This is a genomic window from Micromonospora sp. NPDC049275 (assembly GCF_043197115.1).
Taxonomy (GTDB): Bacteria; Actinomycetota; Actinomycetes; order Mycobacteriales; family Micromonosporaceae; genus Micromonospora.
This window is the reverse complement of record NZ_JBICSN010000024.1, coordinates 23,608-43,081: the sequence shown is the minus strand read 5'-3', so window position 1 is coordinate 43,081 and position 19,474 is coordinate 23,608. Positions and strand designations below refer to the sequence as shown.

At 71.2% G+C, this 19,474-nt stretch carries 17 protein-coding genes; 6 read left to right on the top strand and 11 right to left on the bottom strand.

Annotated elements, in window-relative coordinates; genetic code table 11:
- Positions 1-67 precede the first annotated feature (67 nt).
- The gene (locus ACGFIE_RS33195; protein ID WP_007461709.1) at positions 68-439 is read left to right on the top strand and encodes a helix-turn-helix transcriptional regulator; all 372 of its coding nucleotides are present in this window, start codon (positions 68-70) and stop codon (positions 437-439) included.
- 34 nt (positions 440-473) lie between these two features.
- Here ACGFIE_RS33195 and ACGFIE_RS33190 read toward each other — a convergent pair whose 3' ends face one another.
- Positions 474-1,292: an SAM-dependent methyltransferase gene (locus ACGFIE_RS33190; protein WP_393302428.1), complete on the bottom strand. Its 819-nt coding sequence runs from the start codon at positions 1,290-1,292 to the stop codon at positions 474-476.
- 75 nt (positions 1,293-1,367) lie between these two features.
- Positions 1,368-2,381, bottom strand: coding sequence for a PaaX family transcriptional regulator C-terminal domain-containing protein (locus ACGFIE_RS33185; protein ID WP_393302425.1), 1,014 nt, complete (start codon positions 2,379-2,381; stop codon positions 1,368-1,370).
- A gap of 285 nt (positions 2,382-2,666) precedes the next feature.
- On the opposite strand from ACGFIE_RS33185, the gene ACGFIE_RS33180 reads away from it, so the two are divergent.
- Positions 2,667-4,043 carry a PHB depolymerase family esterase gene (locus tag ACGFIE_RS33180; protein ID WP_393302422.1) on the top strand — a complete coding sequence of 459 codons (1,377 nt, stop codon included), beginning with the start codon at positions 2,667-2,669 and terminating at the stop codon, positions 4,041-4,043.
- A 149-nt stretch (positions 4,044-4,192) separates the two neighbouring features.
- Here ACGFIE_RS33180 and ACGFIE_RS33175 read toward each other — a convergent pair whose 3' ends face one another.
- The 3 genes from ACGFIE_RS33175 to ACGFIE_RS33165 form a co-directional block, all read right to left on the bottom strand.
- Positions 4,193-4,807 (bottom strand): dihydrofolate reductase family protein, encoded by a 615-nt coding sequence (locus tag ACGFIE_RS33175; RefSeq protein WP_393302451.1) that lies wholly within the window; start codon positions 4,805-4,807, stop codon positions 4,193-4,195.
- Positions 4,808-4,995: 188 nt separating this feature from the next.
- Positions 4,996-7,272, bottom strand: coding sequence for a catalase/peroxidase HPI (katG, locus tag ACGFIE_RS33170; protein ID WP_393302419.1), 2,277 nt, complete (start codon positions 7,270-7,272; stop codon positions 4,996-4,998).
- 23 nt (positions 7,273-7,295) lie between these two features.
- Positions 7,296-7,724, bottom strand: a complete 429-nt coding sequence (locus tag ACGFIE_RS33165) for a Fur family transcriptional regulator (protein WP_363684058.1) — start codon at positions 7,722-7,724, stop codon at positions 7,296-7,298.
- A gap of 437 nt (positions 7,725-8,161) precedes the next feature.
- On the opposite strand from ACGFIE_RS33165, the gene ACGFIE_RS33160 reads away from it, so the two are divergent.
- Entirely contained in the window at positions 8,162-9,202 is a 1,041-nt protein-coding gene (locus ACGFIE_RS33160) for a glycoside hydrolase family 11 protein (protein ID WP_393302416.1), read from the top strand.
- Positions 9,203-9,302: 100 nt separating this feature from the next.
- On the opposite strand, the gene ACGFIE_RS33155 is transcribed toward ACGFIE_RS33160, so the two are convergent.
- Genes ACGFIE_RS33155 through ACGFIE_RS33140 form a run of 4 tightly spaced genes read right to left on the bottom strand, consistent with a single transcriptional unit; the run spans position 9,303 to position 12,997 of the window.
- Positions 9,303-9,809, bottom strand: coding sequence for a VOC family protein (locus ACGFIE_RS33155; protein ID WP_393302413.1), 507 nt, complete (start codon positions 9,807-9,809; stop codon positions 9,303-9,305).
- Positions 9,809-11,548: a multicopper oxidase family protein gene (locus ACGFIE_RS33150; protein WP_393302410.1), complete on the bottom strand. Its 1,740-nt coding sequence runs from the start codon at positions 11,546-11,548 to the stop codon at positions 9,809-9,811. The genes ACGFIE_RS33155 and ACGFIE_RS33150 overlap by 1 nt, the downstream gene beginning before the upstream one ends.
- Positions 11,545-11,997: a DUF6220 domain-containing protein gene (locus ACGFIE_RS33145; RefSeq protein ID WP_393302407.1), complete on the bottom strand. Its 453-nt coding sequence runs from the start codon at positions 11,995-11,997 to the stop codon at positions 11,545-11,547. Before ACGFIE_RS33145 ends, ACGFIE_RS33150 begins: the two co-directional genes overlap by 4 nt.
- Entirely contained in the window at positions 11,990-12,997 is a 1,008-nt protein-coding gene (locus tag ACGFIE_RS33140) for a carboxymuconolactone decarboxylase family protein (protein ID WP_363684049.1), read from the bottom strand. Before ACGFIE_RS33140 ends, ACGFIE_RS33145 begins: the two co-directional genes overlap by 8 nt.
- A 142-nt stretch (positions 12,998-13,139) precedes the next feature.
- Here ACGFIE_RS33140 and ACGFIE_RS33135 point away from each other — a divergent pair, with 142 nt between their 5' ends.
- Together ACGFIE_RS33135 and ACGFIE_RS33130 are read left to right on the top strand one after the other, a co-directional pair.
- Complete coding sequence (locus ACGFIE_RS33135) at positions 13,140-14,267, top strand: sensor histidine kinase (protein WP_393302403.1); 1,128 nt, start codon at positions 13,140-13,142, stop codon at positions 14,265-14,267.
- Complete coding sequence (locus ACGFIE_RS33130) at positions 14,264-14,926, top strand: response regulator (RefSeq protein WP_393302400.1); 663 nt, start codon at positions 14,264-14,266, stop codon at positions 14,924-14,926. The genes ACGFIE_RS33135 and ACGFIE_RS33130 overlap by 4 nt, the downstream gene beginning before the upstream one ends.
- A 13-nt stretch (positions 14,927-14,939) precedes the next feature.
- Here the strand turns inward: ACGFIE_RS33130 and ACGFIE_RS33125 are convergent, their stop codons facing one another.
- A complete protein-coding gene (locus tag ACGFIE_RS33125; RefSeq protein ID WP_393302397.1) occupies positions 14,940-15,608 on the bottom strand; it encodes a class I SAM-dependent methyltransferase in 669 nt (222 codons plus the stop codon).
- 61 nt (positions 15,609-15,669) lie between these two features.
- On the opposite strand from ACGFIE_RS33125, the gene ACGFIE_RS33120 reads away from it, so the two are divergent.
- Entirely contained in the window at positions 15,670-16,308 is a 639-nt protein-coding gene (locus tag ACGFIE_RS33120) for a TetR/AcrR family transcriptional regulator (protein WP_393302394.1), read from the top strand.
- Between the two features lie 81 nt (positions 16,309-16,389).
- Here the strand turns inward: ACGFIE_RS33120 and ACGFIE_RS33115 are convergent, their stop codons facing one another.
- Positions 16,390-19,389 (bottom strand): glycoside hydrolase N-terminal domain-containing protein, encoded by a 3,000-nt coding sequence (locus ACGFIE_RS33115; protein WP_393302391.1) that lies wholly within the window; start codon positions 19,387-19,389, stop codon positions 16,390-16,392.
- Positions 19,390-19,474 lie beyond the last annotated feature (85 nt).

The window sequence follows — 19,474 nt, the reverse complement described above, 5'->3', positions numbered from 1 at the left end:
GGAGAGCACATCATCGGCTCGGGGATTTGTCCGGTTCCGCTGCTCTTTTCCCCAGGTAGGTGGAACGATGGCTGTCGTGGGAACTGCCGAGACTGCCATGCCTGCCATCTCACCGCTCGCCGGTGAGCCGATCAAACGCGCGGATGCCGAGCGGCTCGCGGGGGTGCTGAAGGCGTTCGCCGATCCGGCCCGACTGCGACTGCTCAGCCTGATCCAGGCCGCCCCGGAGGGCGAGGCCTCGGTCACCGACCTCACCGCGCCACTCAACCTCTCTCAGCCGACCGTGAGCCATCACCTGCGGATTCTCACCGAGGCCGGTCTGATCGAGCGCGAGAAGCGCGGCGTCTGGGCGTATTACCGCATCGTGCCGTCGGCGATCGCGGCGATTGCCGACCTGCTGACGCCGCCGCGCAAACGGCCGACGAAGAAGACCCGCTGAGCGACCGTCGCACCGGTTTCGGTGGCGGTCGTCGTCACCGGACCCGGGCGACGGCGGCGTTGAACGACACGTCCTGCACGGACGGTCGCGGCTGCGGCGCGTCGTCGGCGTGCCATTGCGCCACCGACACGATGCCGGGCTCGACGAGCTCCAACCCGTCGAGGAGCGCCGCGAACTGCTCGGTGCTCCGGGCCTGGAACCGGCCGTCGCGGTTGTTGGCTTCGAGCTGGGCGGTGACGGCGGGTGGCAGGTATTCCCAGGTCACGTGCGAGGCGACCACATAGCTGCCGGACGGCAGCGCCGCGATGAGCCGATCGAGGATGCCCCTGGGGTCCTCGTCGTCGCGGATGAAGTGCAGGATGGCAACCAGCATCAGCGCGACGGGCTGGGTCAGGTCCAGCGTCGCGTGCAGATCGGGATGGGCGAGGATCGCGCCCGGCTCCCGCAGGTCCGCGTCGAGGTAGGTCGTCCGCCCCTCGGGGGTGCTGGACAACAGCGCGCGGGCGTGGGCCAGGACGATCGGGTCGTTGTCGACGTAGACCACCCGTGCCGACGGGTCGATGGCCTGGGCGACCTCGTGGGTGTTGTCGGCGGTCGGGATGCCGGTCCCGATGTCCAGGAACTGCCGGACGCCGCGCTGTGCCAGGAAGCGCACCGCGCGTTGCAGGAACATCCGGTTCTCCACGGCGGAGAGCCGGATGGTGGGCATCGCGGCCGCGAGGGCGTCGCCGGACTCCCGGTCGGCGGCGAAGTTGTCCTTGCCACCCAGGAGGTAGTTGTACCTGCGGGCCGGGTGCGCGACGGAGGTGTCGATCCGGTCAGCCGCCGAGGGGTTGGCATCATGTAACGTCATTCGACCTCCCAGCGCTGCACGTCCTCCACAAGGTACACACCTCGCCGCCGGTGGGCAGACCCCGGCGTCCCCCGTTCAGGTCGCGCAGCTCTCGACCGTCGCCGACGCGCCGCCCGGCTCCGGAGCCGGTTCCGCATCGCGTACACCGGCGAGGAGGTCGGCGGTGGTGTGCGCCTGGATGCCGGGCTGCGTGCCGTCGGCGAACCGCGCGACGACGGACCGGACGTGGCGCGCGGCGGGTTCGGCGAGGCCGTCGTAGACGGCCTCGAACAGCTCCCGGGCCGGCTGTCGGAGCCATCCGGCCGGCAGCAGGTCCAGCGGCAACCGAGGGTCGAGGGTGGGAAACCGCCGGAAGGTGTCCATCACCTCGGTACGCGCCCGCACCGCCGCCGCGCCGTCGACGCCCCCGGATCGCAGCTTCGGCACCAGGGGCGTCCACAGGCGCAGGAACTCCTCGTAGTGCCGACCGATCGCCGCGATGTCCCAGGCGTCGATGGGAGCGCGCTGGCCGATCACGTCGAGCGCGGCCTGCGGCCCGCGAAACACCGTGACGGCGCCGGGGGTGAACCGGGCGAGCTGTGCCCTGCCCTGCGCGCTCAGGTCGTAGGGCGAGATCCACAACCCGTCGTACAGCGGCGCGTACCCGAGCCAGCGGAGTTGACCACGCAGGGCCCGCCGCTGGGTGCTGCGATCCTGGGGCAGCGAGAAGGCGACGATCGTCCAGCAGCCGTCCCACTCCGACACCTCGGTCGTCGCGGCCAGGATCCAGCTGCCTCCGCTGGACAGGTTCGCGGCGGCGGCGCGACTGATCCGGTAGGAGCTGCGCCGCCCCTCCCGGCTGCCCTCCAGCACACCGCGACGGGCCAGGCGGCTGATCGCGGCCCGAGCGCCGGCGGTGCTCACCCCGGATTCGGCGAGCAGCGCGACGAGGGCGGCGGACGGGATCCGCGCGCGGTGGCGCAGGGTGTAGTCGGCCAGCAGGGTCACCGCGAGATCCTGCGGCGAGCTGCCGGCCTGTCGTCGGGGTAGCCGCGGCGCCTCGTCCCCGTCGTCGGGATAGATCTCCTCGATGGTGAAGGGGCTTGCCACGGGCGCTCCCGGCTCGGCTCAGGGACGGTCCACCGACTGTAGACGGACCGCCGGGCCGCCGGGCCCGCCGCAGCCGTCACGACGAGGCGATCAATTGAGGTACGTCGATTGACACTTCGGCGACCGCGAGGAACACTATCTGCTACGCGACGCCGTACGGAGCCGGGAACAGGGCACGCACACGTAGTGGGTGAGGCGCGATCACCACGGGCAGTCGGGCGCACCCGTGAGCGCGCCGCGCGACCACACGTAATCCCCGCACACGTGATCGAAGGAGTCGTCCCCGTGAAGATCCGAAGGAAACTGCTGCTGCTCGGCCTGGTCACGTCGCTCGCGGCGGCCGGCCTGGTGGCACCCACGCTCCAGCCCGCGTACGCCGCGTCGCTCACCGAGGTGACCGCCTTCGGCGACAACCCGGGCCGGATGCGGATGCACGTCTACGTGCCCGACGCCCGCCCGACCAGGCCCGCGATCGTGGTGGCCATGCACGGCTGCGGAGGCTCGGGCCCCGGCTTCTACTCCGGCAGCGAGTTCGCCGCCCAGGCCGACCGGTACGGGTTCATCGTGATCTACCCGAGCGCTACCCAGCAGGCCGGGTTCGGCAACTGCTTCGACACCTGGTCGGATGCCGCCAAGCGCCGTGGCGGCGGCAGCGACCCGGTGTCGATCATCTCGATGGTCCGCTACGCCCAGCAGCAGTACGGCGCCGACCCCGACCGGGTGTACGCCACCGGCAGCTCGTCCGGCGGCATGATGACCAACCACATGCTGGCCCTCTACCCCGACGTGTTCAAGGCCGGCGCGGCGTTCATGGGTGTCCCCTACAACTGCTTCGCCAACGCGGCCGACTACCCACCCACCAGCAGCCAGTGCACCGGCGGGAACATGAACCGGACCCCGCAGCAGTGGGGTGACGCGGTCCGTCAGGCCTACCCCGGCTACTCCGGCCCCCGCCCGCGCGTGCAGTTGTGGCACGGCACCAGCGACACCCTCGTGCCGTACTCGCTGCTGCAGGAGACGATCGAGCAGTGGACCAACGTGTTCGGGCTCAGCCAGACACCCACCTCCACCGACACCCCGCAGAGCAACTGGAACCGGCGGCGGTACGCCGACGCCAACGGGACCGTCCAGGTCGAGGCGTACAGCATCCAGGGCGCCGGGCACAGCCTGCCCGCCGGCGGCATGGCCGCCGCCGCCATCGCCTTCTTCGGCCTGACCGCGCCGCCCGCGACCTCCAGCCCGACGGCGACACCCACACCGACCACGACGCCCACCCCGACGGCGACACCCACACCGACCGGGACGCCCAGCCCGACCGCGACGCCCACGCCGCCGCCGGGGTCCGGCGCGTGCCGGGTGGTCGTCAGCCTCAACGCCTGGAACACCGGCCTGACCGAGAACCTCACCATCACCAACACCGGGTCCAGTGCCGTCAACGGTTGGTCGCTCGTCTTCACCCTGCCGGGTGGGCAGAGCATCACCTCGGGCTGGAACGCCTCCTACTCCCCCGCGTCCGGGCAGGTGACGGCCAGGAACGTCGCCTACAACGCCGGCATCGGGCCGAACGGATCGGTGACCATCGGCTTCCAGGCCACGCACACCGGCGACACCGCCCGGCCGGGTTCGTTCACCCTCAACGGGGCGGCCTGCACGATCGCCTGACCGTCGACCGGCCCACGACGGCGACCCGTCCGATGGGCCGGACGAGATCGAGCCGGCCTCGTCGCGCGGCGACGACGAGGCCGGCTCCGCCCGAGGCGTGCGTCCCGTACCGCGGGACGCACGCCGTCGACGGGCGGCGGAGGGGTGCCCTAGCTGCCCGCGGGCACCTGCTCCTTGACGTCGTCGTAGCCGGCCGCGCCGGGCGCGTCGGTCGGCGCGTAGATCACGCGGAGCACGCCCGTCGGGAACGCCTCGGTCGCCGTCACCCGCAGGTGGTACGCCGTGTCGCCCTCGTCGAACAGCCGGCGGCCCTTACGCGCCGCCACCGGGTGTACCAGCAGGCGCAGTTCGTCGACGAGCCCGGCGGCCAGGAGCTGCTGCACCACGGAGATCGACCCGGGGATGAGGATCCCCTTGATCCCGGCGTCGGCCTTGAGCGCGGCGACGGCAGCCGGGAGGTCGCCGTCGATGATCTCCGAGTTGCGCCAGGAGAACTCCAGCGGCTGGCGGGAGACGACCACCTTGCGTACGTCACCGAGCTGCTTGGCGAACCCGGCGTCCTCGCCACCCGCCGCCTCCCGGCCGGGCCAGGCGCCGGCGAAGCTGTCGTAGGTCACCCGGCCGATGAGCAGCACGTCGGAGGTGTCGTAGTCCTCGGTGACGGCGCGACCCATGTTGTCGTCGAAGTACGGGAAGTGCCAGTCGGGATCGATCTCGGCCACGCCGTCGGCCGAGATGAACAGCGTGGAGATGACCTTCGCCATCGCGGTGTGCTCCTTCACGTCAGGTGCTGTCGGCAGATAGACGGCCACAGCATCCCAAACTCGCCCGACACTCACCGGCCTCTCGCACCGCGCGCCGCCGACGGAACGGGACCGAACACGGCGGGGCCGTCGGACGAGCCCCGGTCGATCACGAACGGATCGGCCGGGGCTCGTCGGTGTGCGCAGGATCAGGCGATGTCGAACCGGTCGAGCTCCATGACCTTCGTCCAGGCCGCGACGAAGTCGTGCACGAACTTGTCGCGCGCGTCCTGTGAGGCGTAGACCTCGGCGAGGGCGCGCAGCTGGGAGTTGGAGCCGAAGATGAGGTCGACCGCGGTGGCGGTCCACTTCACCTCGTCGGTGCCCAGGTCCCGGATCTCGTACACGTGCTCGTCGGACTTCGACGCGCTCCACCGGGTGCCCGGGGAGAGCAGGTTGGCGAAGAAGTCGTTGGTGAGCACACCGGGCCGGTCGGTGAGGACGCCGTGCCGGCTGCCGCCGGTGTTGGCACCGAGCGACCGCAGACCGCCGATGAGGACTGTCATCTCGGGCGCGGTCAGGTTCAGCATGTACGCACGGTCGACGAGCAGCACCTCCGGCTGGGTCTTCTCGCCGGCGCGCAGGTAGTTGCGGAAACCGTCCGCGCGCGGCTCGAGGACCCGGAAGGACTCGACGTCGGTCTGCTCCTGGGTGGCGTCGGTGCGGCCCGGCCGGAACGGCACGGTCACCTCGACACCCGCGTCGCGCGCCGCCTTCTCGACCGCGGCCGAGCCGGCCAGCACGATCAGGTCGGCGAGCGAGATCTTCGCACCACCGGCGGCGTTGAACTCCTGCTGGATGCCCTCCAGGGTGCTCAGCACCGACGCGAGCTGCTCGGGCTGGTTGACCTCCCAGTTGCGTTGCGGCTCCAGGCGGATCCGGGCGCCGTTGGCGCCACCGCGCTTGTCGGTGTGCCGGAAGCTCGCGGCGGATGCCCAGGCGGTGGAGACCAGCTGGTCGGTCGGGATGCCGGAGTTCAGGATCGTCGACTTGAGCGCGGCGATGTCGGCGTCACCGACCAGCTCGTGGTCGACGGCCGGCACCGGGTCCTGCCAGAGCTGCGGCTCGGCCACCCACGGCCCGAGGAAGCGCTCGATCGGGCCCATGTCGCGGTGCAGCAGCTTGTACCACGCCTTGGCGAAGGCCAGGGCGAACTGGTCGGGGTTCTCCAGGAAGCGGCGGGAGATCTTCTCGTACGCCGGGTCGACGCGCAGCGACAGGTCGGTCGTGAGCATCGTCGGCCGGTGCTTCTTCGCCGGGTCGAACGGGTCCGGGATGATCGCGTCGGCGTCCTTGGCGACCCACTGCTTCGCGCCGCCCGGGCTGGTGGTCAGCTCCCACTCGTAGCCGAAGAGGATCTCGAAGAAGCGGTTGCTCCACTGCGTCGGCACGTCGGTCCACGTCACCTCGAGACCGCTGGTGATCGTGTCGCCGCCCTTGCCGCTGCCGTGGTTGCTCAGCCAGCCGAGGCCCTGCGCCTCGATCGGGGCGCCCTCGGGCTCCGGGCCCACGTGGCTGTCGGCCACGGCAGCGCCGTGGGTCTTGCCGAAGGTGTGGCCACCGGCGATGAGGGCGACGGTCTCCTCGTCGTTCATCGCCATCCGGCCGAAGGTCTCCCGGATGAAGTGCGCCGCCGCCGCCGGGTCCGCGTTACCGCGCGGGCCCTCCGGGTTGACGTAGATCAGACCCATCTCGGTCGAGCCGACGCCGGCCGCCATCTCCTTCTCGGAGGCGTACCGCTCGTCGCCGAGCCAGGTGTCCTCCGGGCCCCAGAAGATCTCCTCGGGCTCCCACACGTCCTCGCGGCCGAAGCCGAAGCCGAAGGTCTTGAAGCCCATCGACTCCAGGGCCACGTTGCCGGCGAGCACGAGCAGGTCGGCCCAGGAGATCTGCTGGCCGTACTTCTGCTTGACCGGCCACAGCAGCCGACGGGCCTTGTCCAGGTTGGCGTTGTCCGGCCAGCTGTTGAGCGGGGCGAACCGCTGACCGCCGTCGCCGGCGCCACCGCGGCCGTCCTCGATGCGGTACGTGCCGGCGGCGTGCCAGCTCATCCGGATCATCAGGCCGCCGTAGTGGCCGAAGTCGGCCGGCCACCAGTCCTGCGAGGTGGTGAGGACCTCGGTGATGTCCCGCTTGAGGGCCTCGACGTCGAGCTTGGCGAACTCCCTGGCGTAGCTGAAGTCCGCACCGAGCGGGTTGCCCTTCGACGAGTGGGCGTGCAACACCGAGAGGTCGAGCTGGTTGGGCCACCAGTCCCGGTTGGTGCGCGGACGACCGCCGGTCTTCGGGGTCGGCGAGTCGATCGCCGGGTTCTCGCTCTCGCTGCCGTGCGCGGTCACCGAGTCGTGCGCGACCGGGCAGCCGGCCGCGGCCTTCTGGTCCACGCCCTGCGCGCTGGTGGGACCGTTGTCCTGGGTGTCGCTCATGTACTTCCTTCCGAACTGGCGGATCACTGGGAGGTGCTGGCGGCCGCGCAACCGGGGCAGGTGCCCCAGTAGACGACCTCCGCCTCGTCGACCACGAACCCGTGGTCGTTCGAGGCGGTGAGACAGGGAGCGTGACCGACGGCGCACTCGACGTCGGCGATGGCGCCGCAGGAGCGGCACACGACATGGTGGTGGTTGTCCGCGACCCGGGACTCGTAGCGGGCGGTGGCGCCGGCAGGCTGGATGCGGCGGACCAGACCGGCGTCGGTGAGCACCCGCAGCACGTCGTACACCGCCTGGTGGGACACCCTGGGGTGCTCGGCCCGCACCAGCGCGATCACCGCGTCGGTGCCGACGTGGGGGTGATCGCGCAGGGCCGCGAGCACCGCCAGTCGGGGCCGGGTCACGCGCAGCGAGGCGGCTCGCAGCTGCGCCTCGAAGTCGGACATCACCCGACGAACACTAGCTCACTTTTCTGGAACGAATCAAGTTTCATCCGATCCGGCGCGCCGGGGTGGCGGCGCGCGCCTCCCCCGGGCCCTCTCTCCGCAGCCACTGCCCCCCGAAAAGTCCTCGGAAATTTCGGTCGCGCCTCGCCCGGCCGCAACCGTAAGCGCGGGCATTGGTATGACGATACGGAACTTTGATTGACTACTGACCTGGCGCGACACGCTCTCAGTGCAGGCAGGGGGCGAGGGCGATGTTGCCATGGTGTTTCCGGAAATTGTTGACAAGTCGACGACCGGGTTAATACGGTCGCCATCGACGACGTTCAATTGGCGTCAGCACCCGCCACCACGGCCCACTCCTCCGGTCGTCGTGCAGGACGACCGGCCAACCACCACCACGCGGCACGACGCCGTGGCCGTCACGAGGAGGAACCACCCACATGACCGACACCAGCCACACCCCCACCAGGCCAGGGAGGCGCGGCCGCATCCGGTTGCTCCTGGGCGCCGCGTGCGCCGCCGTCCTGGCCGTCGCCGGCACGGTGACGGCGACGAACGCGTACGCCGAGGCCGACCGGACGCTCACCTCGAGCCTGACCGGCACCCACAACGGCTACTACTTCTCCTTCTGGAAGGACGGCGGCAACGCCAGCATGACGCTGCGCGCCGACGGCCGGTACTCCAGCAGTTGGGACCGCAGCACCAACAACTGGGTCGGCGGCAAGGGCTGGGCCACCGGCTCGCGGCGGACGGTCAGCTACTCGGCCACCTACAACCCGGGCAACAACAACACCTACCTCGCCCTGTACGGATGGACGCGCAACCCGCTCATCGAGTACTACGTGGTGGAGAACTTCGGCAGCTACAACCCGAGCAGCGGCGCCCAGCGGATGGGCACGGTGACCACTGACGGCGGCACCTACGACATCCTGCGCAGCCAGCGGGTCAACGCCCCGTCGATCGACGGCAACCAGACGTTCTACCAGTACTGGAGCGTCCGCCAGCAGAAGCGTTCGAGTGGCACCATCACCACCGCCAACCACTTCGACGCCTGGGCCCGCGCCGGCCTGAACCTCGGCACCAACCACGCCTACCAGATCATGGCGACCGAGGGCTACCAGAGCAGCGGCAGCTCCGACGTCACCGTCCGCGAGGGCAGCGGCGGCAACCCGACCTCCGGGCCCACCTCCGGGCCCACCACCGGTAACCCCGGGACCGGCAACTGCAACGCGACAATCTCCGCCGGTCAGCAGTGGGGCGACCGCTTCAACCTCAACGTCGCGGTCAGTGGCACCAACAACTGGGTCGTCAGCCTCGGCCTCGGTGGCGGCCAGAGCATTCAGAACAGTTGGAACGCCTCCGTCAACGGCACCAGCGGCACCGTCACCGCTCGGCCGAACGGCAACGGCAACAACTTCGGGATAACCGTCATGGCCAACGGCAACTGGAACTGGCCGACGATCAGCTGCACCACCGGCTGATCCCGACCGACCCCGCGCACCGACACCCGGCCCCGCCGCCTCGCGGCGGGGCCGGGTGCCGTGCCGGCCCAATCCGGCTCGCGGTACGACTCCGCCGGCGCTACAGGCCCTGCCCGACCTCCACCAGATAGCCGTCGGGGTCGCGGAGGTAGCAACGGATCTCCGTGCCGTGGTCCTTCGGCTCGGTGAGGAAGTCCGCGCCGCGCGCCTTCCACTCGGTGTAGAGCGTGCGGATGTCCCGGACCCGGATATTCATCGCGCAGCTCAGGGTGTTGGAGTCATCCGGGGCCTTGGCCTGGACGGTGGGCTTGTCGTCCGTCGGGCCGCCCTCGACGTTGATGATGATGTAGCTGTTGAAGAACCTCATGATCAGCGGATTCTCGTCGTGGACGCACGTCGCCCCGAACACCCGCTCGTAGTATTCCCGTGACCGATCGATGTCGCGGACGATGAGCAGCGTCGCCAGGAACATGCCGTCCTCGGGCTGGAAATAGTCGGGAGCCGGATTGGCCAGGGTCATAGCCACCTCTTCGTCGCCTGCCTGTGCTGCACGGGCGCGACGGGTTCCCGCCAGGGTCGGGCCGAAACCGAGGACGGCGACGGACATCACGAGTACATCAGGTGCAGCGTCATCCCGGCGTCGGCGTGCCCCAGGTTGTGGCAGTGGTTGGCCCACATCCCCGGGTTGTCGGCCCGGAACGCCACCTCCCACACCTCTCCCGGCCGGACGTCGAACGAGTCCAGCCACAACGGACTGCCGACCGCCGCCCTCCGCGTCCGGGACAGCACGAGGACGTGGTGGCCGTGCAGGTGCCACGGGTGCACGGTCTGCGACCTGTTGACGATCGTGAAGCGGACGACGTCGCCTCGGCGCACGACCTGCGGCGGGATGTCCGGATCGGCCGCGCCGTTCACCGTGTGGGCGTAGCGCGGAAGCAGTCCGTGCAGGTCGAGACCACGATCGAGGACGAGGGTGAACTCCCTGTCGAACCGGGTCCACGGCGCCGGCGCCGGCGTGCCGTAGGTGAGCGGGTCCAGGACGGGCCACCCGCCGGTCGCCGTCGACACCTCGCCGGTGGCGTAGACCGTCCGTCCGTCGACCAACAGGGCCACCGGCGTGGCGGGCGCGGTGAATGTCAGGTCGTAGCGGCCCCCGGCCGGGATCAGCACGGCCGTGTCCGCGAGCGGCGTCGGACCCCGCAGATCGAAACCGTCCATCGCGGCGACCTGGAAGGCGGTCCCGGCCAGGGCGTAGCGGTGCGTCGTGTTGTCGGTGTTGATCAGGCGCAGCCGTACCGGCACGCCGGCCTCGACCCGCTCCATTCTCGCCGCGGGCAGCGGACGACCCGCCAGGGTGTGCACCGGCACGGTGACGTCGAGACCGGTCGGTGGCCCCGGACGCACCACCAGGACGCCGTACAGGCCCATCCGCACACCGACGTCGGACACCGCGTGGGTGTGGTACCAGTACGTCCCGGCCTGGTCGGCACGGAACCGGTAGACGAACTCCTGGCCGGGCAGCACCGCCGCCTGTGTCACCCCGGGTACGCCGTCCTGGCTGTTCGGCACGTCGTACCCGTGCCAGTGCAGGGTGACGCCCCGCCCGATGTCCCGATTGCGCAACGTCACCTCGACGACGTCGCCGACGGTGGCGGTCAGCTCCGGCCCGGGTACCTGCGCGTTGAACGCCCACGCCGCGACGTCGCGACCGTCCACGCGCACCGTGGTGGTCCCGGCCGTCAGGCTGAACCGCCGGGTCGGTTCGTCGGAGGTCCGGACCTGCGAATAGCCGTGATCATGCGGTACGGCGGGCGCGGCGCCCGGGGCGACGGCCAGCCCGGTTCCGGCCAACAGCGCCGCGACTGTCACCGCGACAGCCGCCCGAGACGCCGTCCGGGACGGGCGCGCGTCGAGGAAGCGCCACGTGACAGCCGTCGCCGTGCCGACCCCGGCGACCGCGAGCAGCCCCACCGACGCCGACGCCGGATAGCCGTGCAGGATCGTCACGAGCAGGGCGCCGCTCACGGCGTACCCGGCGAAGAGGAGCGGGAGCACGACGGACCGGATGTCGCCCGCGGCCCGCAGCAGTCGCGGCCCGGCGACGGCCACCGCCGCGAGCGACAGGGGCGCGGCGATGAGGACCTTCTCGGCGGCGAACCACCAGCCGGCGCGGGCGAGCGCGACCACCGTGATCGCGCGGCCGACCGTGGCGAGCAGCGCGACGGCGGCCAGCCCGAGTGCGAGCGGACGGCGTCGGGCGGCCGCCGCCGCGCCGCCGCCCAGCCATCCGCCGGCGGCGAGGACCGCGAGCACCAGGTCCGCCACGAGCAGCGAGCCGGTGGTCATGCCGGCTCCCCCTCCCGGACGGCCTCGCGGGTGTCGCTCACCGGCACCGGACCGCCCAGCCTGCGCGCGGCTCGCAGGACGCCGACCACGACGTGCACCGCGATGATGCCGTTGAGCGCGTGCAACCCACCGAGGGTCAGGCCGAACGCGGTGCTGACGCCTGCGGCGTCGGTGGAGGCGGTGGCGAGCATGGCGAGCAGTGCCTGCACGACGACGAGGCCGAGCGGCAGGACCGCCAGTGCGACGAGTCGGCCGGGCGCCCTCGCCAGCGCGGCGAACAGGGCGGTGAGCACCGTGAGGACGGGGATGACGGCCATGCCGTTGACGCTGTGCAGGGCGTACGCGCCGTCGCCCGAGGGCTTCGTGAACCCGCCGACGGCGGCGAAGACGAACTGGAGGGCGAACGCGACGAGCAGCAGGGCGGCGCTGACGACGAATGCCTTACGCATGGTGACCTCCCCTGAGGTGCGCCGAGGCCAGGGTCTGGGCGACGTGGTCGGTGGCCGTGATCGCCCCGTAGGCGACCAGGGCGACGAGGTCGGCGTCGGCGGGGTGCGACAGTCGCCAGAGGGCGACGTCCCCCACGCTTATCGCGCTGGGCGCGAACGCCGCCAGCAACGCGATCCGGGTTCCGATGCGGTCCCTGCCGGGCACGTCCCGGACCAGGTCGACGGCCCAGTCCGCGGGCCGGGCCGGAAACCGCCCGTCCTCCCAGCGCACGGTGGCCGTCACGGTCTGGCGGGCCACGTCGCCCAGCAGGTCCTCGCCCCGGGTGGCGGCGGCTCGCAACGACGCGTAGGCGACACCGACCGGGCTGTTCCCCGCCCAGGCCGGCGGCGGCGTCGAATCGGCGTCCAGGAGCGGGAGGCTACGTCCGGGTTCCTTGCGCTCCCGGGCAGCCCTGGCGTACAGCCGGCCCCCGACCGAACGCACCAGCGGGGAGCGTTGCAGGCCGCCGGGGAGCAGGTCGGGGTCGAGCAGAGCCGAGACGATCCGATTGATGAAATGGAAGGCGAGCAGGGTGCCGGTGACCTCCGGGCCGTACGCGCTGCTCCAGTCGGCGGCGCGCGGGCTGCGGCTCGCCTGGGCCCAGCGGGCGAGTTCGGCGTGCCTCGGGTCGGTTGGTGTCCCGCCCCGGGCGATGACCTCGGCCAGCCCGTGCTCGCCCAGGGCGTGCAGCAGCAACACGTGCGCGTCGACGCAGAACTGGCAGCGGTTGGCCCGGGACACGGTCGCCGCGACGAGTTCACGCTCGACCCGGGACGCGTCCCCGGCAAGCAGGGCCTCGCGCAGCAGCGACCAGGTCGCGGCCAGCACCTCCGGCACGGCCGAGAGCACCTGGAAGGTGGGCAGCGGCCCGAGGAAGTCGTCCCGCGACTGCTGGTAGACCTCCGCGGTGCGCCCGGTGGCCGCCTTCGGGGGGACGGGGGTGAAGAAGCGGTATGTCATGGCTCGATGCTTGTCGTGGCGGGCTGGCAAAACGTCGTGCCGCCGCAGACACTTGCCCCGGCGCGATACCACGCCCGTGGTACGCCTGATCTACCGCGCGCGCGGGATGCTCCACGAACGACTGCCGTTCTACAGTGCGACCATGCGCCGCGACCTGCCGTACGCCCTCAGTGGCCTCGCCCTCGGCGGCCTCCTGCTCGGCAACGCCGCGCTCGCGCCGGACGCCGCGCCCGTCGAGGCCCTCGACGTCGCCCTCGTCCTCGCCATGGCCACGGCCCTCGCGGTGTGCCGGCGGTACCCGGTAGTCGCGCTGGGCGTGGTGACCGCCACCATGCTGGCCCTGCACATCCGGGTGCATTCCGGGGTCTCCGCCGCGTTTCCCGTCCTCGGCGTGGTCTACCTCGCCGCCTGGCGGGGTCGCCGAGCGGCCGCCGCCGTGGCCAGCCTCGCCTTCCTCGGTGGCTTCCTGGCCCGCGACGTCTCGGTGGCGGCGGTCGACCGGCCCAACCAGCTGATCGTCGAGCGGACGGCCCTGTTGCTGGGCTGGTTCGTGGCGGCCAACGTCGCCGGACTGGTCGGTCGGCAACGCCGGGCGTACCTGGAGCAGGTCGAACAGCGGGCCATCGAGGCCGAACGCACCCGGGAGGAGATGGCGTTGCGGCGAGCCGGGGAGGAGCGTCTGCGTATCGCCCGCGACCTGCACGACTCCCTGACCCACAGCATCTCGGTGATCAAGGTGCAGGCCGGAATCGCCGTGCACCTGGCCCGCAAGCACGGCGACGAGCCGTCGGCCACGCTGCTGGCGATCCAGGAGGCCAGCAGCGCGGCGATGCGGGAACTACGCACCACCCTCGACGTCCTGCGCGCACCCGACGACGACCGCGTCGGGCTGGCCCGGGTGGACGAGCTCGCCGAGCGGACCCGAGCTGTCGGCGTGCCGGTCCAGGTCACCGTCACCGGCCGGCCCCGGCACCTGCCCGACGAGGTCGACCAGGCCGGTTACCGGGTCATCCAGGAGGCGTTGACGAACGTGGCCCGGCATGCCGGCTCCGCGAGCGCGCACGTCCACGTCGAGTACGCCCCGGCCGGGTTGACCGTCGCGGTCACCGACGACGGGCAGGCGTCGCCGGCGCTGCCGCCGACTCCGGGGGTGGGACTGCGCGGTATGCGGGAGCGGGTCACCGGACTGGGCGGCACCCTGCACGCCGCCGCCCGCGACGACCACGGGTTCGGGGTGCGGGCCACGTTCCCCCTGAACGAGCCGGCATGATCCGGGTTCTGCTCGCCGACGACCAGGCGCTGATGCGAGCCGGGTTCCGGGCGCTGCTGGAGGCCGAGGACGACCTGGAGGTCGTCGGCGAGGCCACCGACGGCGCGTCGGCCGTGCACCTCGCGCGACGCCTGCGCCCCGACGTCGTGCTGATGGACGTGCAGATGCCGGGCCTCGACGGCATCGAAGCGACGCGGCGCATCGCCGCGGACCCCGACCTCGCCACGATCCGGATCCTCATCCTCACGAACTACGGGCTCGACTCGTACGTCTTCGCCGCACTCCGAGCGGGCGCGAGCGGTTTCCTCCTCAAGGACGCCGACCCCGCCGACCTGTTGCAGGCCGTCGCCGTCGTGGCACGCGGCGACGCGCTGCTCGCGCCGGCCGTCACCCGTACGCTGATCAGCGAGTTCGTGGCCGGCCCACCGCCGGCCGTGCCGGCGGCAGGCCGTGACGTGCTGACCGCCCGTGAACGGGAGATCGTCGAGCTGGTGGCCCGGGGGCTGACCAACGACGAGATCGCCCTACGGATGGTGATCAGTCCGTTGACCGCCAAGACGCACGTGAACCGGGCGATGACGAAGCTGCACTGCCGTGACCGGGCCCAGCTCGTCGTGTGGGCGTACGAGTCGGGACTTGTCGCGCCGCGCCGTCGATGATCGCCAACGCGGGCTAGGCGTCGCGGCGCAGCGTGAACCAGAAGGTCGGCACGGAGTTGGTGCCCGGTGTGACGTCGAGCAGTTCCCAACCGGGGAATCTGGCGCGGAGCTCGTCGGCGGTGACGCCCGCCGCCCACGACGTGATCTCGGTGGTCGGATTGCCGAGCGGCTCGGGGCCGTACCCGAACATCAGCAACAGCGCTCCGGGAGCGGCGCGGTGGGTGAGCCCGGCGGCGTAGGCGTCGCGGCGGTGTAGCGGGACCCCGCAGTAGCAGCTCAGATCGAAGAACAGGTCGAAGGGGCCCGGCACGTCCAGCTCGTCGAGGCGGGTGGCGTCTCCGTGCAGCACCCGCACCGTCACTCCCGCCGCCGCGGCCTTCTCCCTGGCTTGGTCGACGGCGCGGTCGATCAGGTCGACGGCCGCCACCTCCCAGCCGTGCCGTGCGAGGTAGGTGGCGTTGGTCCCTGTGCCGCAGCCGAGTTCGAGGGCGCGGCCGGGCGGCCGCGCCTCGGGCCCCTCCACCAGGTCGACCAGCTCGGGTGGCGTCACGCCGGTGTCCCACGGCGGCTTGCCGGTGCGGTAGTAGCCCTCCAGCGCACGGTGGACGGCTTCCTCCTCCGGGTGTCGCTGCGCCGAGGCCGGGTCTGGTTCTGGCTTCTGGGTGGCGTTGGGCTGGGCCATGACGTCCTCCAAGAGTATAGAGTTCAACTCTAGTTACACGCTCTAAAGTTAGACTCGTGGCATGGACACCGTCAAGCGGCCGGACAAGCGAGCCGAGCGCTCACGCCGCACCCGGGAGAAGGTCGTCGAGGCGGCTCGCGAGCTGTTCGTCGCGCAGGGTTACGGGGCGACGAGCCTGCAGGAGGTCGCGGACCGGGCGGGCGTGGCCGTCCAGACGGTCTACTTCGTCTTCCGCAACAAGCGCACACTGTTCAAGGACGTCGTCGACACGTCCATCGCCGGGGACACCCAGCCGATCGCCACAATGGAACGTGAGTGGTTCCGCGCCGCGTGCGCCGAACCCACCGCAGCCGGGCAGTTGCGCGCGCACGTCCACGGCACCCGCGAGATCCTGGGCCGGGTCGCCCCGATCATGCCGCTGATCGCGGCTGCCGCGGCCACCGACCCTGAGATCGCCAGACAGTGGCCCGACGGCCCCGACCCGCGTTACACGGTGCAGTACGCAGCGGCCGAAGCCCTGGTCGGCAAGCCCGACACCCGTCCCGGCCTCTCCGTCGAGATGGCGGCGGACCTGCTGTTCGGTCTGCTCAGCCCGCAGCTCTACCTGATCTTCGTCCGTGACCGCGACTGGTCACCGGACGCTTGGGAAGTATGGGCCCGCACCGCCTTGACCACCCAACTCTGCGCCGACCCCGGCTGAGCGGACAGACCGAAAGCCGCGACCGGGCCCGTCCCCGTCGGGGCGGGCCCGGTCGCGCTCCCCGAGCGGGATCCGTCGCCGTCAGCCCCCGATGGCGATGGCGAAGACGTGCATCGTCGGCACGTTGGCCGCGGCTCGTGCGCTGATGTTGGGCAGCACGACCTGGGTCACCGCCTTGCTCTGCAACGTGACACCCACGTAGTAGACGCAGGCCGCCGTGGCCTGGCGGCCGTTGTTGGGCCGGTTCTGGTACGCGGAGACGACGGCGGCGGTCGCACCGGACGCCGGGCCGCCGTACCAGTCGGGCGTGCTCAGCGTGAACGTCTGGCGGGTGCCGTCCGCGTAGACCACCGTGCCGGTGCCCGACACGGCGCCGTACGTGCCGGTCAGGAGGAAGCCGAGGGTCCTGCCGGTGCCGCTGATGCCGATGGTCTGGCCCGAGGCGATGGCGTTGTCGGCCGTGCCGGGGCTGACGTTGGGCCAGCGGAAGGTCACCCCGTTGCGGCTCACCGTGCTGCCCGGGCTGGCGCCGGCCTGCGCGAGGGCCTGCGCGGAGAGACTGGCCCCGTTGCCGTCGAAGTTGCCGACGTTCGTGTTGCTGTCGTTGGTGATGCCCGCGTTGGTGAAGCTCTGCTCCAGCGTCGGCGTGGCGACGCCCGTGCTGGTGACCCGGTAGGTGCGTCCGGCCTGCACGGCGACCTCGACGAGGTCGGACTCGATCCGGGTGACCCGGGGCGAGGTGCCGTCGGCGGTGTCGACGACGGTGACGGTGCCGGTGAGGATCCGGGAGCGCAGGCGGACGGCGCCGGCGCGGTCCGGTCGGACGAGCACCTCGGTCGCCTGACCGCTCGCCCAGGTGATGCCGACCGTGTGCCCACCGCGACCCCGCAGACCTGTCACCCGCCCGCTCGGCCAGGCCGGCGGCAGCGCGGGCAGGATGTGCAGCTCCCCGATGTGGCTCTGCAGCAGCATCTCGGCGATGCCTGCGGTGGCGCCGAAGTTGCCGTCGATCTGGAAGGGCGGGTGCAGGTCGAACATGTTGGGCGCGAGCCGGGCGGTGGTGGCGAGGTAGCGGATCAGGTCGTGGGCACGCTTACCCTCCTCCATCCGCGCCCAGAAGTTGATTTTCCAGGCCAGCGACCAACCGGTGCCGTCGTCGCCACGCAGCGCCAGCGTCCGGCGGGCGGCCTCGAACAGCTGCGGCGTGCCGCGCTTGGTGATCTGGTTGCTGGGGGCGAGCCCGTACAGGTGGGAGATGTGCCTGTGGTTGGGCTCGGTCTCCACCCAGTCGTAGAGCCACTCCATGATGTTGCCCCGCGAGCCGATCTTCATGGGTGCGAGGCGGTCCCTGGTGGCCCGGACCTGGGCCCGGAAGGTGCTGTCCACGTCGAGGATCTCGCTGGCCCGGGCACACGCGTCGAACAGGTCCCGCAGGATCTGGTTGTCCATCGTGGGGCCGGCGCACACGCTGGCGTTCGCGTGGTGGCTCAGCTCCGGCGAGTTCGACGGGTTGGTCACCAGGTAGCCGAGGGTCGGCTCGGTCACCAGGGTGTTCAGGAAGAACTGTGCCGCGCCCTTCATGGCCGGGTAGTTCGTCCGCAGGAACTCGATGTCGCCGTTGAACAGGTAGTGGTCCCAGATCAGCGTGGACAGCCAGGCGCCGCCGGTCTGCCACATGCCCCAGAACGCTCCGTCCACCACCGCGGTGGCCCGCCACGCGTCGGTGTTGTGGTGGGTGACCCAGCCACTGGCGGCGCCGTACTGCACCTGGGCGGTCCGCGTACCGGTGACGGCGAGGTCTCTGACCAGGTCGAAGACGGGGTTGTGGCACTCGGCCAGGTTGGTCGTGTTGGCCGGCCAGTAGTTCATCGGCAGGTTGGCGTTGATCGTGTACTTCGAGTCCCAGGAGGGGGCCAGCGAGTCGTTCCAGATGCCCTGCAGGTTCGCCGGCTGGGTGCCGGGCCGCGACGACGAGATCAGCAGGTACCGGCCGAACTGGAACAGCAGCGCGGAGAACTGCGGGTCGTTGACGCTGTTGTGCTGCGCGATCCGGACGTCAGTCGTCTGGTCGGCCGCCGAGGTGCGGCCCAGGTCGAGGGTGACCCGACCGAACAACGCCTGGTAGTCGGCCACGTGTCGGCTGCGCAGTTGGTCGTAGCTGCTGGCCCGGGCGGCGCTGAGACGCTGTCGGGCGATGCCCCCGTAGTCGCCGCCGACGTTGCGGTAGTTGACGTAGCTGGAGCCGATCGAGACGAGCACCGTCACGCTCGTCGCGTTGGTTACCCGCAGGGTCCCGCCGGAGCTGGACACGGTGCCCCCGCTGACGGTGGCGTTGGCCAACGCGAGGAAGCGGACCTGCCCGGTGACACCCTCCATGCTGCCGGAAACACCGTCGAGGCCGATCGTGGCACCGTCCGGGCTGGACACGGTTGTGCGCTGTGGGCTGTCGAAGGTGGCGGTGAAGCTGATCGAGTTGCTGCGGTCGGCGGTCAGTCGCATCGCGATGACCTGGTCCGGTGCGCTGGCGAAGACCTCGCGCTGGTAACGGATCCCGTTGAGGACGTACGACGTGGTGGTCGTGGCGGTGGTGAGGTCGAGCGTCCGGTTGTGCTGGGACGCCCCGCTGGCGGATCCGAAGGCGAGCCGGAGGTTGCCGACGGTCTGGTAGGCCAGTTGCCCGCCGGGGTTGCCCATCATGGTCTGGTTGATGAGGTCCTGAGCCTGCGTCCACTGGTTCGCGTTCACCAGCCGCCGGATCTCCGCCAGCGCCGCCGCGCCTCGGGTGTTGCTGGGGTCGTGCGGGCCGCCGGCCCACACGGTGTCCTCGTTGAGCTGAAGCCGTTCGGTGTCGACGTTGCCGAACACCATGGCGCCGAGCCGACCGTTGCCGATCGGCAGGGCCCGGAGCCAGTCGGTGCCGGCGCCCTCGTCGTACCAGAGGGCGAGGTCACCGGCGGCCAGCACCTGCGGCGGCGCGACCGAGTCGGCTCGGGCGGTCGCCGTCCAGGGCAGGGGCAGCATGGCGCCACCCGCACCGGCTGCGCCGATCTTGAGGGCCTGCCGCCGGGTCAGGTCTGACATCGATCCTCCAAACGGTGACCGATCCGGCCACCCAAGCGCGACAACGACGACCCCCGATAGTGGGTCCGCGCGGTGGCACGACCTC